Origin of the sequence: Bacillus sp. FSL R5-0603 (assembly GCF_038050295.1) — a bacterium.
GTDB lineage: Bacteria > Bacillota > Bacilli > Bacillales > Bacillaceae > Bacillus > Bacillus subtilis.
Genome location: NZ_JBBOYP010000001.1, coordinates 3,882,103 through 3,908,335 on the forward strand (window position 1 = coordinate 3,882,103; position 26,233 = coordinate 3,908,335).

Annotated in this window: 24 protein-coding genes and 1 pseudogene; 6 read left to right on the top strand and 19 right to left on the bottom strand. The window is 46.6% G+C overall.

Annotated elements, in window-relative coordinates; genetic code table 11:
• Positions 1–360 precede the first annotated feature (360 nt).
• The 6 genes and pseudogenes from NYE56_RS19955 to NYE56_RS19980 form a co-directional block, all read right to left on the bottom strand.
• Positions 361–747 (bottom strand): hypothetical protein, encoded by a 387-nt coding sequence (locus NYE56_RS19955; RefSeq protein ID WP_268556042.1) that lies wholly within the window; start codon positions 745–747, stop codon positions 361–363.
• Between the two features lie 15 nt (positions 748–762).
• Complete coding sequence (locus tag NYE56_RS19960; RefSeq protein WP_341284311.1) at positions 763–2,460, bottom strand: T7SS effector LXG polymorphic toxin; 1,698 nt, start codon at positions 2,458–2,460, stop codon at positions 763–765.
• Between the two features lie 19 nt (positions 2,461–2,479).
• Positions 2,480–2,749 (bottom strand): YwqI/YxiC family protein, encoded by a 270-nt coding sequence (locus NYE56_RS19965; protein ID WP_003218942.1) that lies wholly within the window; start codon positions 2,747–2,749, stop codon positions 2,480–2,482.
• An 11-nt stretch (positions 2,750–2,760) separates the two neighbouring features.
• On the bottom strand, positions 2,761–3,126 hold the full coding sequence (locus NYE56_RS19970; RefSeq protein WP_268556044.1) for a YwqH-like family protein: 366 nt from the start codon (positions 3,124–3,126) through the stop codon (positions 2,761–2,763).
• 305 nt (positions 3,127–3,431) lie between these two features.
• Positions 3,432–4,841 carry an arabinan endo-1,5-alpha-L-arabinosidase AbnB gene (gene abnB / locus NYE56_RS19975; protein WP_341284312.1) on the bottom strand — a complete coding sequence of 470 codons (1,410 nt, stop codon included), beginning with the start codon at positions 4,839–4,841 and terminating at the stop codon, positions 3,432–3,434.
• A gap of 135 nt (positions 4,842–4,976) precedes the next feature.
• Positions 4,977–5,140 (bottom strand): annotated as a pseudogene (locus tag NYE56_RS19980) (hypothetical protein).
• Positions 5,141–5,423: 283 nt separating this feature from the next.
• On the opposite strand from NYE56_RS19980, the gene hutP reads away from it, so the two are divergent.
• The 6 genes from hutP (at position 5,424) to NYE56_RS20010 (ending at position 12,897) form a co-directional block, all read left to right on the top strand.
• Positions 5,424–5,870 carry a hut operon transcriptional regulator HutP gene (gene hutP / locus NYE56_RS19985; RefSeq protein ID WP_003243875.1) on the top strand — a complete coding sequence of 149 codons (447 nt, stop codon included), beginning with the start codon at positions 5,424–5,426 and terminating at the stop codon, positions 5,868–5,870.
• A 112-nt stretch (positions 5,871–5,982) separates the two neighbouring features.
• Positions 5,983–7,509 (top strand): histidine ammonia-lyase, encoded by a 1,527-nt coding sequence (gene hutH, locus NYE56_RS19990; protein ID WP_341284313.1) that lies wholly within the window; start codon positions 5,983–5,985, stop codon positions 7,507–7,509.
• Positions 7,506–9,164 carry a urocanate hydratase gene (gene hutU, locus NYE56_RS19995; RefSeq protein WP_014478453.1) on the top strand — a complete coding sequence of 553 codons (1,659 nt, stop codon included), beginning with the start codon at positions 7,506–7,508 and terminating at the stop codon, positions 9,162–9,164. The genes hutH and hutU overlap by 4 nt, the downstream gene beginning before the upstream one ends.
• Before the next feature lie 12 nt (positions 9,165–9,176).
• Positions 9,177–10,442 carry an imidazolonepropionase gene (gene hutI, locus NYE56_RS20000; protein WP_341284314.1) on the top strand — a complete coding sequence of 422 codons (1,266 nt, stop codon included), beginning with the start codon at positions 9,177–9,179 and terminating at the stop codon, positions 10,440–10,442.
• Positions 10,435–11,394, top strand: coding sequence for a formimidoylglutamase (hutG, locus tag NYE56_RS20005; protein WP_015483920.1), 960 nt, complete (start codon positions 10,435–10,437; stop codon positions 11,392–11,394). Before hutI ends, hutG begins: the two co-directional genes overlap by 8 nt.
• A gap of 75 nt (positions 11,395–11,469) precedes the next feature.
• Positions 11,470–12,897: an amino acid permease gene (locus tag NYE56_RS20010; RefSeq protein WP_341284315.1), complete on the top strand. Its 1,428-nt coding sequence runs from the start codon at positions 11,470–11,472 to the stop codon at positions 12,895–12,897.
• 42 nt (positions 12,898–12,939) lie between these two features.
• Here NYE56_RS20010 and NYE56_RS20015 read toward each other — a convergent pair whose 3' ends face one another.
• From NYE56_RS20015 to NYE56_RS20075, 13 genes are all read right to left on the bottom strand, one after another.
• The gene (locus NYE56_RS20015) at positions 12,940–14,241 is read right to left on the bottom strand and encodes a pyrimidine-nucleoside phosphorylase (RefSeq protein ID WP_217019951.1); all 1,302 of its coding nucleotides are present in this window, start codon (positions 14,239–14,241) and stop codon (positions 12,940–12,942) included.
• A 29-nt stretch (positions 14,242–14,270) separates the two neighbouring features.
• The gene (gene nupC, locus NYE56_RS20020) at positions 14,271–15,452 is read right to left on the bottom strand and encodes a nucleoside permease NupC (protein WP_003244143.1); all 1,182 of its coding nucleotides are present in this window, start codon (positions 15,450–15,452) and stop codon (positions 14,271–14,273) included.
• A gap of 80 nt (positions 15,453–15,532) precedes the next feature.
• Entirely contained in the window at positions 15,533–16,204 is a 672-nt protein-coding gene (gene deoC / locus NYE56_RS20025; protein ID WP_003227127.1) for a deoxyribose-phosphate aldolase, read from the bottom strand.
• A gap of 105 nt (positions 16,205–16,309) precedes the next feature.
• Positions 16,310–17,251, bottom strand: a complete 942-nt coding sequence (deoR, locus tag NYE56_RS20030) for a DNA-binding transcriptional repressor DeoR (RefSeq protein WP_014478458.1) — start codon at positions 17,249–17,251, stop codon at positions 16,310–16,312.
• Positions 17,252–17,384: 133 nt separating this feature from the next.
• Complete coding sequence (locus NYE56_RS20035; protein WP_187956334.1) at positions 17,385–18,212, bottom strand: DUF1206 domain-containing protein; 828 nt, start codon at positions 18,210–18,212, stop codon at positions 17,385–17,387.
• Positions 18,213–18,284: 72 nt separating this feature from the next.
• Positions 18,285–19,397 (bottom strand): ethanolamine utilization protein EutH, encoded by a 1,113-nt coding sequence (gene eutH / locus NYE56_RS20040; RefSeq protein ID WP_341284316.1) that lies wholly within the window; start codon positions 19,395–19,397, stop codon positions 18,285–18,287.
• A 69-nt stretch (positions 19,398–19,466) separates the two neighbouring features.
• Positions 19,467–20,804, bottom strand: a complete 1,338-nt coding sequence (locus NYE56_RS20045) for an MmgE/PrpD family protein (protein ID WP_341284317.1) — start codon at positions 20,802–20,804, stop codon at positions 19,467–19,469.
• Positions 20,801–21,943: an N-acetyl-sulfur-metabolite deacetylase SndB gene (sndB, locus tag NYE56_RS20050; RefSeq protein WP_341284318.1), complete on the bottom strand. Its 1,143-nt coding sequence runs from the start codon at positions 21,941–21,943 to the stop codon at positions 20,801–20,803. Before sndB ends, NYE56_RS20045 begins: the two co-directional genes overlap by 4 nt.
• Positions 21,944–21,959: 16 nt before the next feature.
• On the bottom strand, positions 21,960–22,709 hold the full coding sequence (locus NYE56_RS20055; protein WP_341284319.1) for an amino acid ABC transporter ATP-binding protein: 750 nt from the start codon (positions 22,707–22,709) through the stop codon (positions 21,960–21,962).
• A gap of 12 nt (positions 22,710–22,721) precedes the next feature.
• A complete protein-coding gene (locus NYE56_RS20060) occupies positions 22,722–23,396 on the bottom strand; it encodes an amino acid ABC transporter permease (protein WP_015715006.1) in 675 nt (224 codons plus the stop codon).
• A 22-nt stretch (positions 23,397–23,418) separates the two neighbouring features.
• Positions 23,419–24,213 (bottom strand): amino acid ABC transporter substrate-binding protein, encoded by a 795-nt coding sequence (locus NYE56_RS20065; protein ID WP_101169692.1) that lies wholly within the window; start codon positions 24,211–24,213, stop codon positions 23,419–23,421.
• A 23-nt stretch (positions 24,214–24,236) separates the two neighbouring features.
• Positions 24,237–24,734: a sulfur-containing aminoacid acetyltransferase SnaB gene (gene snaB / locus NYE56_RS20070; RefSeq protein ID WP_046381456.1), complete on the bottom strand. Its 498-nt coding sequence runs from the start codon at positions 24,732–24,734 to the stop codon at positions 24,237–24,239.
• Positions 24,735–24,747: 13 nt separating this feature from the next.
• On the bottom strand, positions 24,748–26,073 hold the full coding sequence (locus NYE56_RS20075) for an LLM class flavin-dependent oxidoreductase (protein ID WP_341284320.1): 1,326 nt from the start codon (positions 26,071–26,073) through the stop codon (positions 24,748–24,750).
• Positions 26,074–26,233 lie beyond the last annotated feature (160 nt).

The window sequence follows — 26,233 nt, forward strand, 5'->3', positions numbered from 1 at the left end:
AATTTTATGGTAAATGTTTAAATCATTCATCATCTAATAAATTATAGAAGATCAATGGTTCTTTAAGTGTATGCCACTTTAGAAACTCTATTTATATCCGTCTATATCATTTAATTTTTTTATAAGTACTCTTTTCCTGAATATATAAATACCTAAAGGGAACACAAAGAAAAATATACCATATGATAAACCAGCAATCACATATAACTCTATATCGTGAACTTGATTGGCATTTGCTAACCAGATTGTCATGATAGTTAGAACTATTCCTGCTAGGGGGAAAATAATCTGGATGATTAATAATGATTCATTTATTTTTCTCAATAAAAATTTCTCATCTATCTTCTTCACTTTTTATATTTAAACAGAATCTCTTAAAAATTCTACGCTTATCCTGTCAACTTTTATCTCAACATGTTCCCCAATTAAATGAGGATATTCAGAAAAATACTCATCTTCATCAGTAAGAACGATTCCAGCATCAATTGAATCCTCTTGCAAAATTCCCCTAATATAATATTGATATCCTAAACCAATTTGTTCTAATTCTTTTGTTTTTTCTATACTTTCACGAATAACTAACTCATCCAAAATCGTAAAACCAACTAACACAGGATATTTTTTCCCTACTTCAATTTCATAAGGACAGACAGAAGAAAAACCTGTAAATTCTATCCCTTCTATTTCGAGAATCACTTCCTCTTCTATATGTGGATTAAGTTTTTTAACAAGCGCCTTATATATCATCTTAAGAACTCCCTTCTAATCTGCTGGATTAATTACTGGAATATTTTTTCCGTTAATTGTCTTCCAAATCTTTTTTCCACTCTCAGTATGATAGGTTGTAATTTCCCCTTTATTATTAGTACCTACAAATTCAAATTTCGCTTTACCATTTCTGCTATTACCCATAAACTTAACATAACCTGTTCGAATTTCACCCTTATAATTATATTTAACTTTTATACCGTTTTTGATCACTTCTTTTGCACCTTCAAGATATTCATCAGCATTTTTGTATAATTCACCAAATTCATTTCCATGTTTATAAAAATGAGATTCTAGCTTTTCCCTATCTGCAAAATTAGAAGGATTTTTTCCCTTACCCTTAATATCTTTTCCAACATTCGGAACCCTCTTTACTGCTTTCTCTCCCTTACTCCACACAAAAGCATACTTTCCAATTTTAGCAATAGGTATAATAAAAAGAGTACTCAATATTCGTTCATCAACCGAAACTTTTTTATTGGTTTTAGGATCTTCGCCAGTTGTTGCCCGAATTCCATCATTAACAACAAAAAATTCACCTATTGTATCCGATATTTTTCCTAAACTAGGTACTTCTTCATCAATATTTTTAACTTCGCCAGCTCTTCTTCCTTCTGGAATCTTTTCAACAATTTCTATACTTGGTTTACCATTTTTAAGATACCGCCGAACGATTTGGCCATTTTCGTAGATACTGTATACTCCGCCGATATAGTTAATATCCGCTTGATCCTTCACAGACTCATCTGCAACATCTACTCGTTGAATCACTTTCCAGTCCTTAACGTTATAAAGTTTACCATTTATTACTCGAATATCTCCAGCTACTTTTGGAGATATCTTAGCTGGTTCTTTCTGTAATACCGTTAAGTTACTATCATCAGCATGAATCTCGCGCTCGATCTTCTGTTGTTTGTCATCCATCATCACAGAATCAACGTTTGATTGCTTATGTTTCTCCAGTTTCTTCAGCATCATCTCCATTGGTGAATCATCCGAATGCTTCATTTGCGGGTTAATCGCGCCGAAGGTTTGGTTGATGTTTTCTTCTTCCTGTGATTTCAGGATGGAGCCGCTTTTGTAGCCTGTGATTTCAATTTTCGGGCCGGTGTACATGGTTTCGAGCTGGTCTATATATTTTTTCATCGTTTGAAAATCTGATTTTGCGGTTTCTAGTGCTTGGGTTTGCTGGCCGTCAAATTGAAAGAGCTTATTCAGGGTGTCTGAAATCAGTCGCTCAGCCTGTTCTGTTTCCATTCGGAAAAAGGTATCATTGACTGCCGGCAAGCTGACGATGTGGCCGATGGCTGATGTCTGGCGATTGACTGCATCAGTGAGCTGCTCTGTCACTTCTCGTGCATGCTTGACCCCATGTCTCGCATCGTGTGAGAGAAAAGCCTCTGCAATCATGCCGTGGGAGTCAGATTCTACAGAGGAAATCGCATGCTGTGTTTGTTTCAGCACTTTTTTGTATTCGTCGATAAACATGCCAAAGAAAAGGAGAAAAGGCTTGTGGCACTCCTCGTAAAAGGTTCGGATGGCATCTCCGCCTTTTCCTTTCAGCGCATCCTTCATGCCTGCCAGATGCTCAACGCTTTTTTCCAGCTTCTCTAGCTGTTGTTTTTGCTTGTCCAGTTTCTCAATCGTATGCTGAATGCCCTCGTGAAGAGCGTGGACATCTAATGTTTTCAATCCCTTGTCCTCCCGCGCTTTATTTCATGGAAGATGATATGTTTTCGTCCGTTTCCTTCATGGCGTTTACCGCGCTTTCCGTTTGTGCGATATGCTTGGCCAGAACAGACGCATATGCTTCAGTGAGCTCTTTGATGTCCTTATTTAATTGCTCGATGGACTTTACAACATTCAAATGGTTTCTGCCTGAGAGATGGCCGGGTAAGGAGGACTTGAGTTCAGCTGAATTCTTGAGCTGAGAAAGCCCTTGCTTCACTGTGCCATACACCATTTTAATTTCCTGTGCCATTTGTGCTCACCTCACTTTTTATGTTTTTCCTTCTCTATTTCATGCTCTATCCTCGTAATTTGGCGTCTTATGGAATAGACATCGCCCTCTAATGAGTGGATTTTTCCTTCTATGCTTTCGATGATTCCGCTGACTTGATCGCTTTTGATTTGCTGATATGCTTTGTTCATTCCTTCACGAATATCTTCAAACCGCTGAGCATGTGTTCCTCTCCATGCCTCCCGGTTAAGATGAGGCCGGTGAATGAGATGCTGGGCCTCAGAGATATCGTGTTTGATTTGCCTGATTTCGTGCAGCACTCGTTTTAATTGATGGATCTGTTCCTGCTTTTCATGTAAGTCGGCTTTTACCGAATGTAACAACATTTCACTATGCATGCCGCAACACCTCGTGTTTCTATCAAACTGTGTAAATTCTTTACAATACAGACTATTTTCATATTACATGATGGGTCATATTGGATAAATAGGTAAAAAGGATTGTCTTGAGGGGAGTTATACCAGTTCTAATTTGCTAAAAATACGTTTTTTACAATTTCGCAAGAGGGTGAATAATCACAACAGGGACTTTTAATTCAGGTCTTCAATCTCACTATCATTTACATTCACCCTCGTGCTTAACTGTTACTTTTAGTCAATAATAATCATAAAAAAACGCCTTCCCTCGAAGGCGCTTCTCCATCTTATTTAGATCCCCAAACAGCCTCACCGCTGCCATTCAACACACTAAACGTCATGACGTTCTTCTCTCTCACCGAATCCCACTGGCGTAAAAATACCCCGTTATACTTCTTGCCCGCTAACGTGATGTCGGCTGTGTTTTTTCCGGTTTTCTTCCATGTTCCGGTCATTTCCCCGGAAATGGTATGATTTTTGTTGAGCTGGATGTTGATGGTTTGTTTGATGTCGGCTGAGATATCTTTTCCATGCTGGATGACTTTGTATGTTCCTGTAATGTCTTTTTGTTTTACTTCTTTCAGTGTTTCGCCTGCGTAACGATATGGCGCTGTTACCGGCCAGCCGTCTTTGTTCATGAACAATTGGTGGACTCTGACTTCGTGTTCCTCACCCCTGCCCGGAAAGCGGGTGTGGAAGATTAAATAGGAACGCCCGGTTTTCTGGTCATAGTATGCGGAGTTGTGGCCTGGTGAGACGTACCCGGTGCCTTTTTCATTTTCTGTTTCAAAAGTGTAGCTGCCCATGAGTTTGACGCCGTATGGTTCGATGGAACGGTCGTCGAAGAATGTGCCTTCTTTGCCGCGGACATCGAGCATTGGATTGCCTTCTGCATCATAGTAAGGGCCGTCTGGTTTCTTGGAGCGGGCCACACGGATGTTATAGCCGCCTGTAGCATCAAGACCGCCATATGATAGGTATAAGTAGTAGTATTTAGTGTCTGGATTGTAGAGAACATACGGGCCTTCGATTCTGCTGTGGTTGCCGCCGAGCAGTTTTTTTCCGTATCCCTGTCCAGGAAGCGGGAAGCCTGTTTTCGGGTTCATTTCCAGTATGAAAATGCCGCCTGAGTATGATCCATACACCATCCACAGCTTGCCGTCTTTATCAAAGAAGGTATGCGGGTCGACGACATTCGGGTGTTTGGTTGCGTCATACAGTGTTCCATCGCTGCTTGTGCCTTCCATTCCTGATTTCAAAAAAATGCCTTTGTTTTTGTATGGGCCTTCGATGTTGTCAGCAACGGCAACACCCATGGCGGATCTTGGCGAATCGCCGCGGCAGGCGTTGTAGTACATGTAGTATTTGCCGTCCGCCAGCTGCGTGACGTCAGCAGCCCAAAGAGTATCGGATTGCGCCCATTCGAAGGTTTCTTTTAATTCTTCATAGACATTCGGGATAAGTGGGTTGTCATTGCTTACGCTGGTGGTCAGCTGCTGCCATTGCATGAGGTCATTCGATTTCGCTGAAGCGAGATGAGATCCAAAAACATAATAGGTGCCATTTGTTTCAATGATGGAAGGATCATGAACGCTGACTTCTTTAAATACGGGTTTTTGTGCATTGGCGGAGTTTGGCAGGGTGAAGGCCATGATAAGAGCTGCAAGAAAACATACATGAAACAATCGGTTGAACATCTAAACAATTCGCCTCACTTTTTTATTAAAATTTAAGCGCTTACATATCTCTATGAAGAAACATCAACCCGTTATGAAGGCCGGATGTTTTCATATTCAAACGGGTAGGTGATTCCCCACTGTTCTCTGACATTGTCAGACTGATGTCTGTCTGTTTTGCGCAGAACTGCTGCTTGCATATCCTCTCCTTCATAGTTCAACTCTTTTGCTGTTTCTCCTTCTTTCATCACTTCTGTTTTTCATTCGCGTACATGTAATAACTGCTTTGTCAGGTTTTGCATCGACTGTGATACAGCCATTTCGTTGTCGGCGTTTTTTAAGATGATGCCTGATTGCCCGTCAACACCGGAGTCAGTTGCCTTGGCTGTACTGAGGATGTCATTCGGCTGGACAGCGGCCGGTTACCTTCTGGATATCGTGTGCAATCGCTGAAAAAGCCCGTCCTGCTTTCTGCGTCTCGCTATTACAATAGCAATCTAACTTGTTAAAGACTGTAAAAAATCTTTTGACTTCTGCTGCTGAACCAATTAATATAATACTCAGTTAATAGTTATCAGAATTTTTAGGAATTGAGTGATTCATATGACACTGCATAAAGAGCGTCGGATCGGACGGCTGTCTGTTCTCCTGCTGCTGAATGAGGCGGAAGAAAGTACGCAGGTTGAGGAGCTGGAGCGAGACGGATGGAAGGTCTGTCTTGGCAAGGTAGGATCAATGGACGCGCATAAAGTAGTAGCCGCAATTGAAACCGCTTCCAAAAAGAGCGGTGTCATTCAATCTGAGGGTTATCGGGAGTCACATGCGCTTTATCATGCGACGATGGAGGCTTTGCATGGCGTGACCAGAGGTGAAATGCTGCTGGGATCGCTGCTTCGGACGGTGGGCTTGAGGTTTGCCGTTTTGAGGGGAAATCCTTATGAAAGTGAAGCGGAAGGCGATTGGATTGCTGTCTCGCTTTACGGAACAATCGGGGCGCCGATTAAAGGTCTTGAGCACGAGACATTCGGTGTTGGAATTAATCACATATGAAACAGCCCATAGATCTTAGACGATAGGGGGCTATGCGTGAAAACAGGTGTTCACAGCATAGCTCCTTTTTGTATGGGCGCTTTACCAAAGTAAAGAAAAAGGAGTTGGGCTTATGGTGACTTTAGACGGTTCTTCATTGACAACAGCCGACGTCGCTCGTGTGCTGTTTGATTTTGAGGAGGCAGCGGCTTCCGAGGAAAGTATGGAGCGCGTGAAAAAAAGCAGAGCGGCAGTGGAACGGATTGTACGCGACGAAAAGACAATCTACGGCATCAACACCGGATTTGGCAAATTCAGCGATGTCCTGATTCAGAAAGAAGACTCGGCGGCGCTGCAGCTGAATTTAATCCTTTCTCATGCCTGCGGAGTCGGCGACCCTTTTCCTGAGTGTGTTTCCAGGGCAATGCTGCTTTTGCGCGCCAATGCGCTGTTAAAAGGCTTTTCCGGTGTACGTGCTGAGCTGATCGAACAGTTGCTTGCTTTTTTAAATAAACGCGTCCATCCTGTCATCCCCCAGCAGGGATCACTTGGCGCAAGCGGAGATCTGGCGCCGCTTTCCCACCTGGCGCTTGCACTGATCGGGCAAGGAGAAGTCTTTTTTGAGGGGGAAAGAATGCCGGCAATGACAGGCTTGAAAAAAGCCGGGATTCAGCCGGTAACGCTGACATCCAAGGAAGGGCTTGCCTTGATTAACGGGACTCAGGCCATGACTGCAATGGGAGTGGTCGCCTACATTGAAGCTGAGAAACTAGCATATCAAACAGAACGCATTGCCAGCTTAACGATTGAGGGTTTGCGGGGAATTATCGATGCATTTGACGAGGATATTCACTCAGCACGCGGCTATCAGGAGCAGATCGATGTCGCAGAACGAATTCGCTTTTATCTATCTGACAGCGGCCTGACAACCTCCCAGGGAGAACTGCGGGTTCAGGATGCCTATTCATTGCGCTGTATTCCGCAAGTACACGGTGCGACTTGGCAGACACTAGGCTATGTCAAAGAAAAATTAGAGATTGAAATGAACGCAGCTACAGACAATCCACTCATTTTCAATGATGGTGACAAAGTGATTTCCGGCGGAAACTTTCACGGACAGCCGATCGCCTTTGCCATGGATTTTCTGAAAATCGCAATATCAGAGCTTGCGAATATCGCAGAGCGCCGGATCGAACGACTTGTGAATCCGCAGCTGAATGACCTGCCGCCGTTCCTGAGCCCTCATCCCGGTCTGCAATCCGGTGCAATGATCATGCAGTACGCCGCGGCCTCACTCGTTTCTGAAAATAAAACACTGGCCCATCCTGCAAGTGTGGATTCCATTCCGTCATCCGCCAACCAAGAGGACCATGTCAGCATGGGAACCATCGCCGCTCGGCATGCTTATCAGGTGATCGCAAATACAAGGAGAGTCATTGCGATCGAAGCCATTTGCGCATTGCAGGCTGTTGAATACAGAGGCATAGAACAGGCAGCGTCCTATACGAAACAGCTTTTTCAGGAAATGAGAAAAGTCGTGCCGTCCATTCAGCAGGACCGTGTTTTTTCCTATGACATTGAACGCTTGACTGACTGGCTGAAGAAGGAATCTTTAATACCTGATCATCAGAATAAAGAACTGAGGGGGATGAACATATGACTGATGTAAAAAAATCAATCCGTGCCAACAGAGGAACAGAGCTTGAATGCTTAGGATGGGAGCAAGAGGCAGTGCTTCGGATGCTTAGAAACAACCTTGACCCAGAAGTCGCCGAGAAGCCGGAGGACCTCATCGTATATGGCGGGATTGGCAAAGCCGCACGGGATTGGGACGCTTTTCACGCCATTGAGCATTCCTTGAAAACATTAAAAAATGATGAAACCTTGCTCGTGCAATCCGGTAAGCCTGTTGGCATGTTCCGTACACACCCGCAGGCCCCGCGCGTGCTCCTAGCAAATTCTGTTCTTGTTCCGAAGTGGGCAGACTGGGAGCATTTCCACGAACTTGAGAAAAAAGGGTTAATGATGTACGGACAGATGACGGCTGGCAGCTGGATTTACATTGGCTCACAAGGCATATTGCAAGGAACCTATGAAACCTTCGCTGAGCTGGCGCGACAGCACTTCGGGGGCAGCTTAAAAGGAACGTTGACGCTGACAGCGGGTCTCGGCGGAATGGGAGGCGCCCAGCCGCTGTCAGTCACGATGAATGAAGGCGTCGTGATTGCCGTCGAGGTTGACGAGAAACGCATCGACAAGCGGATCGAAACAAAATACTGCGATCGAAAAACAGCATCGATTGAGGAAGCCTTAGCTTGGGCTGAAGAAGCAAAGCTGGCAGGAAAACCTTTGTCCATTGCACTTCTTGGAAACGCGGCTGAGGTACATCACACACTGTTGAACCGAGGCGTCAAAATTGATATTGTGACAGATCAGACATCTGCCCATGACCCTTTAATCGGTTATGTTCCCGAGGGCTATTCCCTTGATGAAGCTGACCGTTTGCGTCAAGACAATCCAGAGCTTTACGTGCGCCTTGCGAAGCAAAGCATGAAAAAACATGTCGAAGCCATGCTGGCCTTTCAGCAAAAGGGCTCTATTGTATTTGACTACGGCAACAATATCCGGCAAGTCGCAAAGGATGAAGGGCTGGAGAATGCCTTCGATTTTCCGGGTTTTGTCCCTGCCTACATCCGCCCCTTATTCTGTGAAGGAAAAGGGCCGTTCCGCTGGGCGGCGCTTTCCGGAGATCCGGCAGATATTTACCGTACGGATGCGTTATTAAAAGAGCTGTTTCCGACAAATAAAGCCCTTCACCGCTGGATTGATATGGCACAGGAAAAAGTCACCTTCCAAGGCTTGCCGTCCCGTATCTGCTGGCTTGGATATGGAGAACGAAAAAAGATGGGCCTCGCCATTAACGAGCTGGTTAGAACCGGGGAGCTAAAAGCGCCAGTCGTTATTGGGAGAGATCATTTGGACTGCGGGTCTGTCGCCTCTCCAAACCGGGAGACAGAAGCGATGAAGGACGGAAGTGACGCTGTCGGTGATTGGGCTGTGCTAAATGCGCTTGTCAACACGGCGGCGGGTGCAAGCTGGGTTTCCTTCCACCATGGCGGCGGCGTCGGAATGGGCTATTCCCTGCATGCCGGCATGGTTGCAGTGGCCGATGGAAGTGAGCTGGCTGACGAGCGGCTCGCCCGTGTCTTAACGAGCGACCCAGGAATGGGCATTATCCGTCATGCGGATGCGGGTTATGAACGTGCCGTTGAAGTAGCGAAGGAACAGGACATTATCGTGCCGATGCAAAAATAAAGGAGTGATGACATGCCAAAGCAAATTGATACGATTCTCATCAACATCGGTCAGCTTTTGACGATGGAAAGCAGCGGTCCGCGGGCAGGCAAAAGCATGCAGGATCTTCATGTGATCGAAGACGCTGTTGTCGGCATCCATGAACAGAAAATTGTGTTCGCCGGACAAAAAGGGGCTGAAGCCGGTTACGAGGCAGACGAAATCATTGACTGTTCGGGACGCCTTGTAACGCCTGGCCTCGTTGATCCGCACACCCATCTTGTATTTGGCGGATCTCGTGAAAAGGAGATGAACCTTAAGCTTCAGGGCATTTCATATTTGGATATTCTGGCGCAGGGCGGCGGGATTCTGTCTACAGTCAAGGATACCAGGGCGGCTTCAGAAGAAGAGCTGCTGCAAAAAGCCCATTTTCATCTGCAAAGAATGCTGTCCTACGGCACAACCACAGCAGAAGTGAAAAGCGGCTACGGCTTGGAAAAAGAGACAGAGCTCAAACAATTGCGTGTCGCAAAAAAACTGCATGAAAGCCAGCCTGTTGACCTTATTTCCACATTTATGGGAGCCCATGCGATTCCTCCCGAATATCAAAACGATCCAGATCAATTTCTGGATCAAATGCTTTTCCTTTTGCCGGAAATCAAAGAGCAGGAGCTCGCCAGCTTTGCTGATATTTTTACAGAAACAGGCGTTTTTACAGTCAGCCAATCCCGCCGTTATTTACAAAAAGCAGCTGAGGCGGGCTTCGGATTAAAAATACACGCAGATGAAATCGATCCGCTTGGAGGAGCTGAATTAGCAGGTGAACTAAAGGCCGTCTCAGCCGACCATTTGGTAGGTGCATCGGACGAAGGCATAAAGAAATTGGCTGAGGCAGGAACGATCGCCGTCCTCTTGCCGGGTACGACATTTTATCTTGGCAAAAGCACATACGCCAGGGCAAGAGCTATGATTGATGAAGGGGTATGTATCAGCTTGGCAACGGATTTTAATCCTGGCAGCTCGCCGACTGAAAATATCCAGCTGATTATGTCCATTGCCGCGCTTCATCTCAAAATGACTGCAGAAGAAATATGGCACGCGGTCACAGTCAATGCCGCATATGCCATAGGAAAAGGAGAAGAAGCCGGTCAGCTCAAAGCTGGCCGCTCAGCTGATCTTGTCATTTGGCAAGCCCCGAACTATATGTATATTCCGTATCACTACGGGGTCAATCATGTACATCAAGTCATGAAAAACGGAACAATTGTTGTCAACAGGGAGGGAGCCATTCTTGGATAAGTACCCTTTTCTCAGAGAGGCCGGATCTTCGTTTAAAGACCGGGATGTCACAAAAATGAGCGACCTGATCGCAACATGGGACGGCCAGGACATTAAGGGACCGGCGTTGATAGGTGTCCCCCTATCAAAATCATCCATCAGTCATTCAGGCGCTTCCTTTGCACCCGGAACAATACGCCAGGCTCTGAAACATTCATCAGCCTATTCTGCTGAGCTTGGAGAGCATGTCGTATCAGAGCTTCTATATGATCTGGGGGATATCGATATTCATGTCACTGATATCGTAAAGTCACATCATCACATTTTCCAAACCATGCACGCTCTGCTTTCGGACCATCCGGATTGGGTGCCGCTCATACTTGGGGGAGATAACTCTATCAGCTACTCCACAATAAAAGCGATAGCACAAACAAAAGGAACGACTGCGGTGATTCAATTTGATGCCCATCACGATGTTCGCAATACGGAGGACGGGGGGCCGACAAACGGCACCCCCTTCCGCCGCCTTTTGGATGAAGAGATCATTGAAGGTCAACATTTGATCCAGCTGGGTATCAGAGAATTCAGCAACAGCCAGGCCTATGAAGCATATGCAAAAAAACATAACGTGAACATTCACACGATGGACATGATCCGGGAAAAAGGACTCATCTCCACGATAAAAGAGGTTTTGCCAGCCGTTCAAAATAGAACAGATTTCATTTTTATATCTGTTGACATGGATGTCTTAGACCAGTCCCATGCACCCGGCTGTCCAGCGATTGGCCCGGGCGGCCTCTATACAGACGAATTGCTTGAAGCAGTCAAGTACATTGCACAACAGCCCAATGTTGCCGGGATTGAAATTGTTGAAGTCGATCCTACCCTCGATTTTCGAGATATGACTAGCAGAGCTGCAGCTCATGTTCTGTTACACGCATTGAAAGGAATGAAACTCTCCCCATTCAAGTGATCTTCTGGCAGGTTGTATTTTGGGTATAAGAAACTCATCTGCCTAATGAATGGCAGCTAAAAGGAGGGCGAGACGGTGAATCTTCAGGAGAACAGCAGCCAACAGCTAAAACGCACAATGAAAAGCAGGCACCTATTTATGATTTCTTTGGGAGGCGTCATAGGCACAGGACTTTTCCTCAGTACGGGCTATACGCTACATCAAGCCGGATCCGGCGGTACGATACTTGCTTATGTAATCGGCGGGTTGATGATGTACCTCGTCATGCAATGTCTCGGCGAATTGTCGGTTGCCATGCCGGTGACCGGCTCTTTTCAAAAATATGCTACAACATTTATCGGTCCATCTACCGGTTTTATGGTCGGCATCATGTACTGGATCAATTGGGTGGTGACGGTAGGCTCTGAGTTTACCGCATCCGGTATTCTCATGCAACGCTGGTTCCCTGACAGCAGTGTATGGATGTGGAGTGCGATTTTTGCAGCCCTTCTTTTTATATGCAACGCATTTTCAGTTAAGTTATTTGCGGAAACTGAATTTTGGTTTTCCAGCGTAAAGATTGTCACCATTATTTTATTTATCATTTTGGGAGGAGCCGCCATGTTTGGCCTGATCTCTTTAAACGGAACGGCGGATGCTCCTATGCTGTCAAATTTCACAGACCATGGCGGGCTGTTTCCGAATGGTTTTCTCGCCGTTTTTATTGCGATGATTTCTGTAAGCTTCGCTTTTTCCGGTACAGAGTTAATCGGCGTTACAGCAGGAGAATCAGCAAATCCTCAAAAAGATATTCCGCGATCCATCCGTAATGTTGCATGGAGAACCGTGATTTTTTTCATTGGCGCTGTCTTCATATTATCCGGGTTGATTTCATGGAAGGACGCAGGCGTGATTGAAAGCCCGTTTGTCGCCGTATTTGCGGAGATCGGAATCCCTTACGCCGCAGATATTATGAATTTCGTGATATTAACAGCCTTGCTGTCCGTCGCCAACTCAGGCTTATATGCTTCGACCCGTATGATGTGGTCGTTAGCAAATGAAAACATGATCAGCTCCCGTTTTAAGAAAGTGACCTCTAAAGGCATTCCTTTAAATGCCTTAATGATCAGTATGGCTGTATCTTGTTTATCTCTCGTTTCCAGTATCGTGGCCCCGGGAACTGTCTATGTGGTGATGGTTGCAATTGCTGGATTTGCAGGAGTCGTGGTCTGGATGAGCATTGCCTTGTCCCAGCTCTTGTTTCGAAAGAGATTTCTGAAAAAAGGGGGGAATGTAAAAGATCTGACATTTCGCACGCCGCTTTATCCTCTTATGCCTATAGCCGCTCTCTTATTATGTTCTGCTTCTTGTATCGGTCTTGCTTTTGATCCCAATCAAAGAATCGCACTTTTCTGCGGAGTTCCTTGTATCATCCTTTGCTATCTCATCTACCATTTCAAAAGAAATGTTTCAAAAGCGAAAAAAATCAGCCAAGAGGAATATCAGGCTGATCACATCCTGTAATCAAAAAAGCACACCCCACTCAGGATGGGATGTGCTTTATTTTTATTCAGTAATCAACGTATGAATCAGCTTCGGCGCCTTCGCTTCCGCGGCGATGCGGATGTTGTCATAGACTTTTGCGATGACTTCATCAACGTTTTCGCGGTTGGCGTAAAGCGTCACGAGCGGTTCGCCTTTTTCTACTTTGTCGCCGACCTTCTTGCGGAGCATGATGCCGACGGCTAAATCGATCTCATCTTCTTTTGTGGCGCGACCGGCACCTAACAGCATCGCCGCGACGCCGATTTCGTCCGCAACGATTTCAGAGACGACACCCGCTTCTTTGGCAGGCACATCAATTTGATATGCGGCTTGCGGAAGCTTAGACGGATCGTCAACAATTGAGCTGTCGCCGCCTTGGTTTTTCAGGAAATCCTTGAATTTCTCAAGCGCTTTGCCGTTTTTCATGACTTCTTCCAGCTTCGCTCTTGCTTCGTCCAATGTAGCGGCTTTTTTCGCAAGCACAACCATCTGGCTGCCGAGCGTTAAGACAAGCTCATGAAGATCCTCAGGCCCCTCGCCTTTGAGTGTGTCGATCGCTTCTTTGACTTCAAGCGCATTTCCGATCGCAAAGCCGAGCGGCTGGGACATGTCTGAAATGACAGCCATTGTTTGACGGCCGACGTTATTTCCGATGCGTACCATCGCTTTGGCAAGTTCAGCTGCGTCTTCTTCTGTTTTCATGAAGGCGCCCGCTCCCGTTTTTACGTCAAGCACGATGGCGTCCGCCCCGGCAGCGATTTTTTTGCTCATAATCGAGCTTGCAATGAGCGGAATGGAATTGACCGTTCCCGTTACATCACGAAGCGCGTACAGTTTTTTATCAGCCGGCGTTAAATTGCCGCTTTGGCCGATGACCGCAACCTTGTCGCGGTTCACAAGTTTAATAAATTCATCCTTCGTCAGTTCCACGTGGAAGCCGTCGATTGCCTCTAACTTATCAATCGTGCCGCCCGTATGGCCGAGGCCGCGGCCGGACATCTTAGCAACCGGCACATCAAGAGCCGCAACAAGCGGAGCGAGAACGAGTGTTGTCGTGTCGCCGACGCCGCCGGTGGAGTGTTTATCCACTTTAATTCCTTCAATGGCAGAAAGATCAATCGTTTCACCGGAGTTCACCATAGCCATCGTCAAGTCCGCGCGTTCACGGTCACTCATATCCTGGAAGAAAATCGCCATAGCAAGCGCGCTTGCCTGATAATCAGGAATGCTTCCGTCTGTATAGCCGTTCACGAAAAATTGAATTTCTTCAGTGGTGAGTTCTTTTCCGTTTTGTTTTTTGATGATGATATCTACCATTCTCATGTTTGGTCACCGATCCTTTTCGATTAAGTTCAGTAAATCAAGCCCACAATTGCTGCTGATAAAAAGCTGACAAGCGTAGCACCGTATAGTAATTTCAAGCCGAAACGAGCGACGACATTTCCTTGCTTTTCATTCAGTCCTTTTACGGCACCGGCAATGATTCCGATTGAGGAGAAGTTCGCAAATGACACAAGGAATACCGATACGATCGCTGTTGTACGGCCGCTGAAATGGAAACCGTTTTGCGTAAGCGACGTCATGGCGACAAATTCATTCGATACCATTTTTGTTGCCATAATGCTTCCCGCATTAACAGCTTCATTCCATGGGATACCCACAAGAAAAGCGAATGGAGCAAACACATATCCAAGAATGCCTTGGAACGAAATACCGAATACTGCATTAAAAATGCCATTGATCAAGGCAATAATCGCGACAAATCCAATCAGCATCGCAGCGACGACAACCGCTACTTTGAAACCGTCAAGGATGTATTCTCCGAGCACTTCGAAGAAGGATTGTTTTTCTTCTTCCTCAACACGAAGCATATCCTCTTCTTTTGCAACCTCGTACGGATTAATAATAGAAGCAATTATGAAACCGCCAAATAAGTTCAAGACCAGTGCTGTTACAACATATTCCGGTTTCAGCATTGTCATATACGCGCCGACAATCGACATTGACACAGTTGACATCGCAGATGCGCAAAGCGTGTACAAGCGCTGCTGATTTAAAAGACCGAGTTCTTTCTTCAAGGAGATAAATACTTCTGACTGCCCTAAAATCGCAGAAGCCACTGCGTTATACGATTCCAATCTTCCCATACCGTTTACCTTGCTGAGGGCAAGGCCGATATATCTAATAATAAACGGAAGGACTTTCCACTTTTGCAGAATCCCGATCAGAGCGGAAATAAACACGATCGGCAAGAGAACATTCATAAAGAATGTCGTTTGGTCCGCATTCACCAAGCCGCCAAACACAAAGTTAATTCCCTCTGCCGCGTATTCAAGCAGGTAACCGAAACCTTTTGCAAATCCTCCTACGAGGAAATTCCCTATCCCGGTATTGAGGAGAATGTAGCCAAGAATAAATTGCAAAATGAGCATAACAACAATTGGGCGGATCTTAATTCTTTTTTTGCCGCTGCTCGCGATCCACGCGAGGCCTAAAAACACGATTAAACCGATAATCCCAATCAAATACTTCATATGTGTTTCTCCTTTATTTGTATTCGCTTACAATCACTGTTTCCTCAGAAAACGGAAAGCAGTCTGCCTTCCGTCAGCTCTTAATAGTTGTCTCCGCCTGATGCATTTTCTCCTTTTACGATAGAAACGCCTGCGCTGGCGCCAATTCGGCTTGCTCCGGCCTCTACCATTGTGTCTACATCTTCTTTCGTTCTGACGCCGCCAGATGCTTTCACGCCGATATCAGGCCCTACTGTTTTGCGCATTAAGGCGATATCTTCCTTCGTTGCGCCGCCTGTAGAAAAGCCTGTTGATGTTTTTACGAAATCCGCTCCCGCAGACACCGCTAAACGACATGCACGTTCTTTTTCTTCATCAGTCAGAAGGCACGTTTCGATAATGACTTTGACAAGCGCTTTTCCGGCTGCAGCTTCCACTACACCGCGGATATCAGCTTCCACCACATCGTCTTCCTTGTCTTTTAAAGCGGCAATATTAATGACCATATCCACTTCAGTGGCGCCTTTTGAAATGGCGTCTTTTGTTTCGAACGCTTTTGTTTCAGTTGTATTGGCACCGAGCGGGAAGCCGATGACCGTACAAACGTCGACTCCAGTTCCCTTAAGCTCTTTTGCAGCAAGCTCCACCCATGTCGGATTGACACATACTGAAGCAAATTTGTATGTTTTCGCTTCTTCAATTAGTTTTAGAATGTCCGCTTTTTGTGTATGCGGTTTCAAAGCTGTATGATCAATTATGTTGGCTAATGACATCCTTCGCACACTTCCTTTTTTGTTAAGATATTTTTTAGCATAACCGACTTTTGAACATATGTAAATTGGTAATTGAAATTTTGTTCAATGAAAGGTTTGAACGTGTCACAAATCATTAACAAGCGCCCTCGCGGTATGCTGGTCAATGATTAAAACGTTGGCATATTTTCCGGTTAATGCTCCGTGAATGGAAGATACTTTTCTGCTTCCGCCGGCCACTAAAATGGAGCGTTCCTTCAGCCTGAGGTCTTCAAGCTCAACACCGATGGTCCGGTCATTGATGGCGCTGCTGCAAATATTCCCTTTCGCATCAAAAAAGCGTGAACAAATATCCCCCACGGCCTGTTTTTTCAGCAGGGCTTTCTCTTCTTCGTTAAAATATCCGAGCCGGAACAACAGCGCTTCGTCACGGACAGTCCCCACCGTGAAGAGAGCGATATTCGCCTGCTTTCCCATCTCGATGATCCTCTCAATATGACGGTCTTTCTCCACCATTCGCTTCACATCCGCATTATCAAACACGACGGGAAGCGGGAGATAGCGCGGCATCGTTTGAAAAGCCTCTGCAAACAGCTGAATCGTTTCAGCCGAATACGTGTTTACCCGAGAATGGCTGATGCCGCCTTTCAGCTGGACGACCTCGACGCCTTTTACCTGCTTCGGCTGCATGTTTTGCGCGATTTGATACATGGTGGTTCCCCAGCTGACGCCGACAATGTCGCCGTCTTTTACCGTTTCATGCATATATTCTGCACCATAGCGGCTTAGGTCATGTGTAATTCCTGCATAATCGGGTGTCGGGGAAAACACAACATGCGCCTCGAGGAGCCCGTATTTCTCTTCAAGTATGGAACCGAGCGCATCCAAATCCTCAAAAGGGTCCATGACGCGAATCTGGACATACCCTTTTTCCTTTGCATATTGCAGCAGCCGGGAAACGGTTGGCCTTGAAATGTTGAGCTGCTCAGCAATTTGCTGCTGACTGTAGTCAGACTGATAGTAAAGCCTTGCCGCTTCTATGCTTAATTGTTGTTTTTCCCGATCCATTCTGCACCTCCCTGTGGATCAGTCCTGATAAAACTGCTTTTGATTTGCTTTTATTATACAGGCTGGCGCCGGCTTTCATCCACCTGATTTCTAAGAAACTGAAAAACGCTCTGGGCGCGGACCTGCCCAGAGCTTACTTCTCCCAGGTCATATGCTGATAAATGCCTTTCATAATGGCGTACATTCCATATAGGATCAGGCCTAATGCCAATATAGACAGAATCAATTTGCCATGCGGCTGCTGCGCGAGTTCGGCGAGCGCGCCGTCAAAGCCTCTTGTGTCGTCGGGATCAGCGGTCATGGCTGTCTTAATGAGAAAATAGCCGATAGCCGAGAAAATAATGGCCCGGGCGATATTGCCTGCGCGTCCGGTGTTTTTCGTGATGCATATCATCTGTTTGTTCATTTTTGATGTATCGAATTCTTTCATAAAAGCAGCCCGAACGCCTTTCATAAATTGAACAATCGCAAATACGATAAAACCCGCACCCGTAAGCCCTGTGAGCCATTGGCCGAACGGCTGCGCCAATACATAAGCGGACCACGTCTGTTCTGAAGTGCCGCTGTCCCCTTGGCCACATACAAATCGCAAGGCATTCCAAGCAATGGAGGCGTAAACGGCGGCACTGAAAAAGTTTCCTATTCTCCGTGACAGGCCGCGCCTGCTGTTTCCGTGCCCCTCCGTGTCCTTGATCGCGCTTAACACCATCCAGATCACATAGCCGATAAGGCCGATACCTATTAAAAAAAGCAGTAACGATCCATACGGCATGTGTGATAGCGTTTGGAGTGCTCCGCTCGAGTCTTTCGCGCGGCCTGCCCCGGCAGCCGTCATAAAGGCCAAAATCCCAAGCAAAATAAAAACGCCGCCGAATGCAAAATAACCAAGCCTCCCGAATCGTTTGATCCAAGGCTTGGTTTCCTGTTTTATTTTTGACACGTACTGGTCTTTCACCGCCATGTGTCCAACCCTCTTTCACAGAAATCTTTACTGTAACATTCCCGATTGGACAAAGTTGAAACAGCTTCTGCCTCAGCTATGGCCGGCTGAGATGCGTTTTTGCTGATCAGCTGACTGTGCAGGCATCATCCAAGCAGCAGCCGCGGCAGCTGTGACTCCGCCTGCTAATTTCCCAATGATCATGGCCGCCGCCATTTCTTTTTTCATTCCAGCCACAAAACCAAGATGGCTGCCGAGTACAAAGGCGCCGCTGACCGCAAACGCGACATTGATGACCTTTCCTCTCGGCGTCATATTCTTTAATGAAGCCAACATTGGGATATGATGCGCCAAAGAGGTCACTAATCCTGCTGTTGCTGTCTCATCTAAATGAAGGTGTTTCCCCAGGGCCTGAAGCGGTTTTTTAAAGGTTTTTGTAATAAAAGCCGTCATTGGAAACGCCCCTGCCAAGGCAATGGCGATGGTCCCTGTCGTTTGTATCCCTGTCTCGACATTCTCCATTCCCGGAATCAGCACAATACCGGTCATCGTTTCAACCGAGACAGCTGCAAGCCCGATAATCGCAACCACACTGACCGCTTTCCCGAAGAGATGAAACAACTGAATCATACTGTCGGTGTATCGCCATAACCCAAAAGCGATCACAGCAGATAACAGACTCGGGATCAGAAGATTTTTACCTATCATGCCGATGTCAAAGCCTGCGCATAATCCGCCGATTAAGCAACCGATCGGCACTGTGCACAGCCCGATTAATATGCCTTTCGCAAAATACGGATGATCCTCTTTTTCGATGATGCCAAGAGCGACGGGAATCGTGAAGACGATTGCCGGTCCCATCATTGTTCCTAAAAACACCCATGAAAACAGCCCAGCCTGCGGATCTTTCGCCATTTCTCCAGCCAGCGCATATCCTCCCATATCAATCGCCAAAATGGTGTTCGCAAAGGAAGAAGGGTCCGCGCCAATCGCTGTGTAAAACGGAGCAACAATAGGAATCAGGATGGCTGCCAGCACGGGCGCCAGCGACACAATTCCGATCATGGACAGCGCCAGCGGCCCCATAGCCTTAAAGCCGTCCGCAAACCGCTCGCCTAGCCCCCATCTGTTTCCCAAACAATAATCCGCCGCTCCCCATAGTAAAAAGGCAGCCAAAATGAATACAACCGCGTCATTCACCGTCATGGTTTTCTCCTTTTTCAAACGTATGATTGGTTTTATCATATCATCTGAAATCACCGAATAGAGTTGATCTTATTCAATATGAGCTAAAAATCCTTTTATATCGGCTTTTTCAACGGCTGTTATGATGCGTTGCGCTTTTTCTTGAGGAACCGTTAATGTCAATTTTTCTATTATGTCTTCTTCAGACAGCTCATTTCCCGGCGCCCCTTTTGGGCAGTCCACACGCGCTTCGCAAATCCGGCCGTCTGATAAATAGGCCCGGACAATCGTGAAACGGCCTTTCGGAACGGCATGGGGAGCCGGCTGAGTAGCATTGTCATATACGCGCTGAATATGCCCTATTGTCGTTTGAATGCCGTTTGGGATCGGCTGGCTGTTGAAATGTTCAACGGTCAGGTCGTGTCCATGCAAAGCAAGAGCAATCACATATTCAACGCTGAAACGGCCTTCCTCTCCAGTTTTCGGAGATCTTTCCGTCAATGCAGCATCTCCGCCTGGCGGAAAAACCACTTCAATACGTTCGGTATTGGCAGCAGAAATGGCTTCTTCGGAGATAAGCTGTCGTACCGCATCTGCAGCATGGTGTGCCGCGGAACAAAATGGATAGATTTTAAACCATAGACCCGGCTGCACGATTCTCCAGGGTGCCCCCCAATCGTTTAGCAAAGTATGTTGTGCTTTTTCAACGTCACCGTACAGACTGAAGAAACCAGTTTCTCCATCAAGTGCCGTGCGGGACCCGCCAAATTCTGATTGGGCCAGCTTAACGGCCAGCAAGCCAGCCTGAGCCGCCAAACCGGCGTGCAGCGGTTTCATTTCTGTTCCAAATTGCACCCTCATCCCAGCAGATTGCGTAGCCGCAAAACCAATTGCTTTTTCCAGCTCTTCCTGAGCCAGTCCCTCAGCATAACCTACGGCGCAGGCAGCAGCGATGGCACCAAGCGTACCTGTATTATGCCAGCCCTTTTCATAGTGGCGGCTGCCAATTGATTCTCCCAGCCGTGCCATCACTTCAACACCAACAATATAAGCGCCAAGAAGCCGCTCGTCATGTCCGCAAGCGGCAGATGCAATAAGGGCCGGTACGATGACTGCACTGGGGTGTCCTCTTACATCGGAGTGGACATCATCAAAATCCAATGCATGGGCGATAAATCCATTCAGCATCGTGGATTGTAATGGCGCGGCTTTTTTGTCCTGTCCGATAATAGGAACAAGGGGCCGGCCTCCTTCATCCTCTATCAGACGGAGCAGCTTTTGAATTCCTTTATCTTCTCTTCCTGCGAATGAAGCGGCAGTAAAATCAAGTAATCCTTTTTTTGCTTCGCGAATCGCGTCAACTGAATGCTCAGGTTGTGACGTTCTCACAGCCTCTGCAAGACCTGCTGTCAGCCCTTGTTTGCTCATTTGATGGTCTCCAATACAATAACCGCCAGCTCCGCAAAGTATTGAGAGGCAACCGTAAGGGCATCTTCATCCAGTGTAAAGGCCGGATGATGCCACTCCTCCGTCCCGTTCGTTCCCATCCAGACAAAAAATCCCGGAATCTTCTCTTGATACAGAGCGAAGTCTTCTCCGCCCGGAGACTGCTCAGCGTGAACGGTTTGATAGCCAAGCCGTGCTGCAGCTTCGGATGCCGCATTCAAAAATGTGCCGTCATTCTGAACGGAAGGCAAATAAGGAAACCACTTGAATTCTGCTTGTGCCCCATAGCCCGCTGCAATTCCTTCAGCCACTCGTCTCATATGCTCCGGAACAGCCTGCCGCGCTTCTTTTTGAAAGGTTCGAACCGTCCCCTCCATTTCAGCTTGGTCTGGAATCACGTTCCACGACGTGCCCGCCTGTACTCTTGTGATACTGACGACTGCGTTTTGCAGTGAGCTGATATTGCGGCTGACCACAGATTGCAGCCCGCTGATGATTTGTCCGGCTGCAGCGATTGGATCAATACTGTTATTCGGGATGCCGGCGTGTCCGCCTTTCCCTTTGATGACGATCTCAAACCGGTCAACACTTGCCATAAGCGGACCTGCCTTTACACCAATGGTTCCGACAGGCAGATCCGGCTTATTGTGCATGCCGAAAATCGCAGAAACGTCATTAAGTACGCCAGCTTCTAGAACCTTTCTTGCTCCTGCGGCAATTTCTTCGGCCGGCTGAAAGATAAAGCGGACTGTACCTTTCAGCTCGGCCCTTCTTTGATTCAGCAAAATCGCTGTGCCAATAATAGAAGCAGTATGAAAATCGTGTCCACATGCATGCATTGTGCCATCAACCTTAGATGCAAATGGGAGATTCGTCTGTTCTTGGATCGGGAGCGCGTCAATGTCCGCTCGTATTGCTATCATGGGCCCGTCTTCCCGTCCTTTGATTTCTGCAATCACACCAGTCTCCAATTGAGGAACATCAAGTATTTCGATTTGCTCCTCCTCAAGCCAGCGGCGGATTTTTTTCGTCGTTTCAATCTCTTGAAATGACAGCTCAGGATGTTCATGAAGATCACGCCGCATATTGATTAAACGGGTATGAAACACTTTGTCGGCCATTGTTCTTCTCTCCTTCTTATATAAGCTCTGCAGGCTCTCCCACCTGCTTGATAAATCGTTTCGTCCGTTCGTTTTTCGGATGGTCAAACAATTCCTCTGGCGTTCCCTGCTCGATAATATGGCCGTCTGCCATAAAAATCACTTGATCAGCAACCTCTTTTGCAAACGCCATTTCGTGTGTAACAATGATCATCGTTGTTTGTTTTTCCGCAATGGACTTGATGACCTGAAGCACCCCTGTGACGAGCTCAGGGTCAAGCGCTGACGTTGGTTCATCCAGCAAAATCGCATGCGGATTGACCGCAAGCGCCCGCGCAATGCCGATTCGCTGCTGCTGGCCGCCGGACATTGTGATCGGATAGCTGTCAGCCTTATGCTCCAGACCGACTTGTTTCAGAATCTCCATTCCAATACGTTTCGCTTCGTCGCGTGGTTTATGTTGAGCCACGATTAAAGCTTCTGTAATGTTTTGCAGAGCCGTTTTATTTTTAAACAGATTGTAGTTTTGAAAGACCATGGCCGTTTGCTGGCGAAGCCGATGTGCTTCCTTGCGTGTAAACTTTTCCGCATTCAGTTTGGCTTCTCCGATTTCAATAAGGCCTTGATCCGGACGCTCTAATAGATTTAAGCACCGGAGAAGCGTTGACTTTCCGGAACCGGACGGACCGATGATTGCCACCACTTCTCCGCGTTTCACTTCTAGATCGATTCCGTCGAGCACGACGAGATCTTTAAACGCTTTGTGAATATTTTTTACTGTTATCAACTGATTTCACCTCTAAGTCCGGTATGGCTTGCTCATGGCACGTTCAAACAAGTCCTGCAACATGCTGTAGATAATGGTAAGAACCCAATAGACGATCGCAACCGCTAAGTACGTCTCAAAATATTTGAGGTTTCCTGAAGCGTACATCTTCCCTTGGGCGAACATCTCCATGACCCCTAATGTAAAGGCCAGTGACGTTTCTTTCAAGAGCCCGATAAATGTATTACCCGTTGCCGGAATCGCATTTCGGATCGCTTGCGGCAAAATAATCCGTCTGTATGCCTGAAATTTTGTCATACCGACAGACAGGCACGCCTCCAGCTGCCCGTCATCAACAGAATTGAGGGCAGCCCGGAAGATTTCTGCCAAATATGCTGCATTTTTTAAGCTTAACCCGATGATGGCAGCTGTGAGAGCTGTCATTTTGCTCATCTCTGGAAATAGCTGCGGCAGCCCGTAATAGATTAAGAACAGCTGCACCAGTGTCGGCACGCCTCGGAAAAAGGATATATACAGCTTTGACAGCTGATGAAGCACTGGAATTTTGTTCTTTGTAATGAGTGCGAGAATAAGTCCTCCGATAATGGCAAAAATCATAGCCGCTATGGCCATAAACAACGTGATCGGAAGGGCCTGAATTAAAGTCGGGAACGCTGATATCATGAATTCCCAATCAATCGTGTTCATTCTGGTGGTTCACCGCCGTTTCTTAATGCTTCTGTTCTACTGTGATATCTTCATTAAAGTATTTTTCAGAGAGTTTTTTCAGTGTTCCGTCTTTACGCAATTCATCTAGCGCCTTATTGACTTTTTTGCGGAGCTTGTCGTGCGCATCGTCCTTGGCAAATGGGAATGCAACCTGTTCGTAAACAATCGGATCTCCTGCAAGCTTTAATGGCAAACCGGTCTTCTTGATTTGCGCGATCAATACAGTTCGGCTGTTGACATAAGCGTCTACACGGCCGTACGCAACATCCTTCAACGTACCCTCTTGTGTTTCATACGTTTTGATATTGATTTTTTTATCAGGATCTTTGCTTTCAAGGTTTTTCGCGTGGTTTGAACCGAGAACGGCTGCGACTGTCTTGCCTTTTAAATCGTCTACTGATTTGATGTCAGTATTGTCTTTTTTGACGACAATCTGTGTTCCCGCATAAGCGTATGGTTTCGTAAAGTTATACGTTTCCTTACGTTCGTCTGTCACAGCTACCTGGTTGGAAATGGTGTCAAGCTTGCCTGTTTGAAGCTCTCCCATCAGCCCGCTGAATTCAAGCAGCTTCCAGTCCAGTTTCATGTCAATTTTCTTAGCGACCGCTTCCATCACTTCCACGTCAAAACCTGTCAGCTTTCCGTTTTCTTTATAAGCAAATGGGTAACTTTGTCCTGTCGCACCGACATGAAGCACATTGTCATCCTCTTTACTGCTGCTGTTTCCATTGCCGCAAGCTGAGAGCACCGCTAATAATGCAGCAACGACCAGCACAATCCATTTTTTCATTTTCATTTGATTTTCCCGCCTTTTCTTTTTTATAGATCATGTCGCAATTGTTTTTTCATATAGACTGTGATATGCCCTTTTCCAAGGTCTTGCTCCCCTGAGCGGACATACCCTTTTCGTTCGTACATCTCAATCAGCCACGGATGCTTATCCGCTGTTCCGAGTGAGACAAACGGAACCTTTAACGTATCGCGAAGGATTGTTTCCTCCAGCCATTGAAGCAGCTTTGTTCCGATTCCTTTTTTTCCGGTGCCGGGGTCCACAGCAAACCACCAGATATGCGGAACGCCATACGGTCCCGGCTGTTTTCCCCAAGGCATTCTCAAGGTGATGGTCGCGATGATCCGCCCGTCTTCTTCCATGACGTAGCAAGCGTTTTTTCGAATATTTTGCAGCACCAAATCTAAATCCGCATGAGCGGCAGCAAAACGAATGCCGAGCTTTCGAATCGGTTCATAAGCCCGCAATGTCAGCGCGAGAAGCTGTTCGGCATCACGTTCAACTGCAAGGCGATATTGTGGCTTCATCTAGCGTTCCTCCTTACTTTGCATAGCGGTTTACCGGCTTTTCCAAACCGAAGTGCTCTCGTAATGTTGTGCCTTCATATTCTTTTCTGAACACGCCGCGCTCCTGTAAAATCGGAACCACTTGATCAACAAACACTTCAATTCCTTCTGGAAGAAGCGGAGGCATGATGTTAAACCCGTCACACGCTTTCTTATCCACCCATTCCTGCATCTTGTCGGCGAGCTGCTCCGGCGTGCCGACGAAGATATGGTGGCCTCTGGAGCCTGCAACGTATTTGTAAAGCTCTCGTATCGTCATATTGTCACGTTCAGCCATCTCCTGAACAAGCTTGAAGCGGCTCTTCACCGCATTTGAAGCTTCTGCGTCAAGCTTCGGCAGCGGCCCATCAAGCGGATATGCCGACAAATCAATTCCGCCTAAGTAATTTTGGAGAATTTGCAGACCAACAGATGGGATAATCAGATCTTGAAGCTCCTTGTATTTGGCTTGCGCCGCTTCTTCTGTATCAGCAATGATCGGGAAAATACCCGGCATGATGGCAATTTTTTCTGGATCACGTCCGAATTCCGCAGCCTGTTCTTTAATGGATTGATAAAATTCCTGAGCTGATTCCAGGTGGTTTTGTGCTGTGAAGATCACTTCTGCTGTTTTGGCAGCCAGCGCTTTTCCGTCTCCTGATGATCCTGCCTGGATAATGACCGGCTGGCCCTGCGGCGTTCTTGAAACGTTCAGAGGTCCGCGAACCGAGAAATAGTCTCCTTTGTGGTTCAGCTCGTGCATTTTTTCTTTGTCAAAGAATTCACCCGTTTCTTTATTACGGATAAAGGCGTCCTCTTCCCATGAATCCCAAAGCCCCTTTACAACCTCGACAAATTCCTCTGCCCGCTGATAGCGCAAATGGTGTTCAAGGTGCTTTTCACCGCTGAAATTCAGCGCTGTTGATTCAATAGATGAAGTGACGACGTTCCATCCGGCACGGCCATTGGACAGATGATCCAATGACGCAAACTGTCTGGCAATATGGAATGGCTCGCTGTATGTAGTGGAGGCTGTTGCTGTCAGTCCAATTTTTGATGTGACCTGCGCCAAAGCAGAGAGCAGGGTGAATGGCTCAAACCTTGTTAATACATTTGGATGTGATTTGCTGTCAATTGAAAGACTGTCCGCTAAAAACAGCATATCCAGCTTGCCTCGCTCCGCTGTTTTCGCAAGCTCTTTAAAATAATCCAAATTCATGCTCGCATCTGACGGCGCGTCCGGGTGCCGCCAAGACGCAACATGATGGCCTGTACCTGCTAAAAATACCCCTAATTTGATTTGTTTCTTTTTGCTTGTCATGACGATACTCCTTTTATCATGTTTTTAGGCTGAATAATCCGAAAAATAAACTCCTATATTCCTAGTCGTTTAATATGAATAAATCAAAATGTACCTTTGTCTTGGACGTTTGTCAATGAGTTAAGATAATTTTTTCTATTCAAGCGAAGAGACCCTTGCG

Coding starts and splice junctions, on each gene's coding strand:
- NYE56_RS19955 (WP_268556042.1), bottom strand. CDS start 747: ATGATATATAAGGCGCTTGTTAAAAAACTTAATCCACATATAGAAGAG.
- NYE56_RS19965 (WP_003218942.1), bottom strand. CDS start 2,749: ATGGCACAGGAAATTAAAATGGTGTATGGCACAGTGAAGCAAGGGCTT.
- NYE56_RS19970 (WP_268556044.1), bottom strand. CDS start 3,126: ATGCATAGTGAAATGTTGTTACATTCGGTAAAAGCCGACTTACATGAA.
- abnB (WP_341284312.1), bottom strand. CDS start 4,841: ATGTTCAACCGATTGTTTCATGTATGTTTTCTTGCAGCTCTTATCATG.
- hutP (WP_003243875.1), top strand. CDS start 5,424: ATGACACTGCATAAAGAGCGTCGGATCGGACGGCTGTCTGTTCTCCTG.
- hutH (WP_341284313.1), top strand. CDS start 5,983: ATGGTGACTTTAGACGGTTCTTCATTGACAACAGCCGACGTCGCTCGT.
- hutU (WP_014478453.1), top strand. CDS start 7,506: ATGACTGATGTAAAAAAATCAATCCGTGCCAACAGAGGAACAGAGCTT.
- hutI (WP_341284314.1), top strand. CDS start 9,177: ATGCCAAAGCAAATTGATACGATTCTCATCAACATCGGTCAGCTTTTG.
- NYE56_RS20015 (WP_217019951.1), bottom strand. CDS start 14,241: ATGAGAATGGTAGATATCATCATCAAAAAACAAAACGGAAAAGAACTC.
- nupC (WP_003244143.1), bottom strand. CDS start 15,452: ATGAAGTATTTGATTGGGATTATCGGTTTAATCGTGTTTTTAGGCCTC.
- deoC (WP_003227127.1), bottom strand. CDS start 16,204: ATGTCATTAGCCAACATAATTGATCATACAGCTTTGAAACCGCATACA.
- deoR (WP_014478458.1), bottom strand. CDS start 17,251: ATGGATCGGGAAAAACAACAATTAAGCATAGAAGCGGCAAGGCTTTAC.
- NYE56_RS20035 (WP_187956334.1), bottom strand. CDS start 18,212: ATGGCGGTGAAAGACCAGTACGTGTCAAAAATAAAACAGGAAACCAAG.
- eutH (WP_341284316.1), bottom strand. CDS start 19,397: ATGACGGTGAATGACGCGGTTGTATTCATTTTGGCTGCCTTTTTACTA.
- NYE56_RS20045 (WP_341284317.1), bottom strand. CDS start 20,804: ATGAGCAAACAAGGGCTGACAGCAGGTCTTGCAGAGGCTGTGAGAACG.
- sndB (WP_341284318.1), bottom strand. CDS start 21,943: ATGGCCGACAAAGTGTTTCATACCCGTTTAATCAATATGCGGCGTGAT.
- NYE56_RS20060 (WP_015715006.1), bottom strand. CDS start 23,396: ATGAACACGATTGATTGGGAATTCATGATATCAGCGTTCCCGACTTTA.
- NYE56_RS20065 (WP_101169692.1), bottom strand. CDS start 24,213: ATGAAAATGAAAAAATGGATTGTGCTGGTCGTTGCTGCATTATTAGCG.
- snaB (WP_046381456.1), bottom strand. CDS start 24,734: ATGAAGCCACAATATCGCCTTGCAGTTGAACGTGATGCCGAACAGCTT.
- NYE56_RS20075 (WP_341284320.1), bottom strand. CDS start 26,073: ATGACAAGCAAAAAGAAACAAATCAAATTAGGGGTATTTTTAGCAGGT.